This window comes from Natronococcus roseus (genome assembly GCF_043677095.1).
Lineage (GTDB): Archaea > Halobacteriota > Halobacteria > Halobacteriales > Natrialbaceae > Natronococcus > Natronococcus roseus.
On the sequence record NZ_JBHLJR010000021.1, the window covers coordinates 1 to 512 of the forward strand.

The 512-nt window shown below is 58.6% G+C and carries 1 pseudogene; it reads right to left on the reverse strand.

Features of this window, described 5'->3' with window-relative positions:
- Positions 1–512, reverse strand: a pseudogene (locus ACFEMD_RS22030) (TrmB family transcriptional regulator); the annotation flags it as partial.

Consider the following 512-nt stretch of genomic DNA (forward strand, 5'->3'; position numbering starts at 1 on the left):
TCCTTGGGCCATGAGTCGACGAGCGATCACGACAAGTCCGTTCCCGAACCCTTCCCCAAATATCGCCTGTTCCTCCTTCGAGTCAGGCGTGATCGAACTCACTAGGATCGTCGATCGATCGACCAGCAATAACCGACCAATGGCCGTCTCGCCGTCGATTGCGTTTTCGCTGTGTAGCCACTCTAGGCCCGTGATGAACGTTGTGGCGTCCGGAACCTTCCGTTGAATCTGGTCCTCTAACGGCTCCGTCAGCGCACCAATGATCAGCGTGACGTCGTTACTGACCACCTCGTTGAGGGAGTCGGCGAGATCATCCGTCAGGAGCGACTCGTCGCCGATGACGAGCACGACCTCGTCGGTCGCTTGCTCGATAAGTTGATCCGTTCGGTTTTCGATCCCGTTCTGGCCGGACAGTGCCCAGACTTGCTGGATAGGGGTGTCATCGCCCTCGTCGACGATGTCGATCGTGTTGAGCGCGTTCTCGAGCCGGTCGACGCGCGCTTCGTACTGGT